The sequence below is a fragment of the Streptomyces sp. NPDC005878 genome (genome assembly GCF_040629815.1).
GTDB lineage: Bacteria > Actinomycetota > Actinomycetes > Streptomycetales > Streptomycetaceae > Streptomyces.
In genome coordinates, this window is the sequence record NZ_JBEXWK010000071.1 from 1 (window position 1) to 1,064 (window position 1,064).

The window sequence follows — 1,064 nt, forward strand, 5'->3', positions numbered from 1 at the left end:
GATCGAGATCCACGAGTTCCGGACCACCAAGGCCGGAGACATCACCATCATCGCCATGTGCCGACTGCGCGGCGAAGAGCGCCCGTTCACCCTCAGCGGGATCGTCTCCTACACGGTGCACCGCGCCGCATACGTCCTCACCCGGCCCGAGCCCACCACCTACGAGCGCCCCACCCCGCCCCCCGCCGACGACGCGGACGCCCTGTTCCTCTACGAGCTGGCCCGCGACAAGGACGACGCCGACTACCGCCCGCGCCGCCGCCTCACCCAGACCGACACCGACCTGGCCGCCTGACCGCGACCCGAGAACGGAGCGACATGACCGAGACCTTCGAGACCATCCGCTACACCGCCGACGTGGTGGCCCTGCGGCCCGGCGGCGAGATCCTGCTGATCGAGCGCGACTGGCCGCCGTTCGAGGGCGCCTGGGCACTGCCCGGCGGCCACGTCGACCCCGGCGAGACGAGCCGCGCGGCCGCCGCCCGGGAGCTAGGCGAAGAAACGGGCCTCCAGGTGGAGCCCGGGAATCTGCGCCAGGTCGGCGTCTTCGACCAGCCCGACCGCGATCCGCGCGGCCGGTACGTCACCGTCGCCTACGTGGCCGTCGTCCGCGCCGGAACGCTGGCCGTCGCCGGGGACGACGCCCGCACCGCCAAGTGGTTCCCCTTGGACGCCCTGCCGCCGCTGGCGTTCGACCACGCCGACATCGTGGACGTCGCCTTGGGACCGTTGTCCGACTGACACCGCGACCCGTCGCGCTGACCGACTGCATAACCCCGAAGCCCCGGAAGGACTCACCTGTGACTGCCACGCGCACCCCCTACACGGACACCACCGTTCACCTGGCCAAAGCGAGCGCCCTGGCCACCGTGCTCAGCGGCGACTTCGACATCACGGCCGACATCGTCCGGCGCATGACGACGAAGCAGCGGCGGGAGTTCGGCAACGACCTGGATGTCCTGCGATCGATTACCGACCCGGACCGCTGACGGCACGATCAGCCCGGACAGCATGAAGGCCACCGAACCCTGCGCGGGTCGGTGGCCTTCGTGGTGCGCGGGCAG

3 protein-coding genes are annotated in these 1,064 nt (G+C 71.1%); all 3 read left to right on the forward strand.

All coding sequences use genetic code 11. The annotated features are described in order from the left end of the window. On the forward strand, nucleotides 1-295 hold a 295-nt coding region (locus ABZ404_RS39170), incomplete at its 5' end, for a hypothetical protein (RefSeq protein ID WP_358991764.1). A gap of 23 nt (nucleotides 296-318) precedes the next feature. Next, entirely contained in the window at nucleotides 319-741 is a 423-nt protein-coding gene (locus ABZ404_RS39175) for an NUDIX hydrolase (RefSeq protein WP_358991767.1), read from the forward strand. Nucleotides 742-800: 59 nt separating this feature from the next. Continuing rightward, entirely contained in the window at nucleotides 801-989 is a 189-nt protein-coding gene (locus ABZ404_RS39180; RefSeq protein ID WP_358991770.1) for a hypothetical protein, read from the forward strand. The last annotated feature ends 75 nt before the right edge of the window (nucleotides 990-1,064 follow it).

Excerpts from the sequence above, each read along its gene's own strand:
- ABZ404_RS39175 (WP_358991767.1), top strand. The coding sequence starts at position 319 with ATGACCGAGACCTTCGAGACCATCCGCTACACCGCCGACGTGGTGGCC.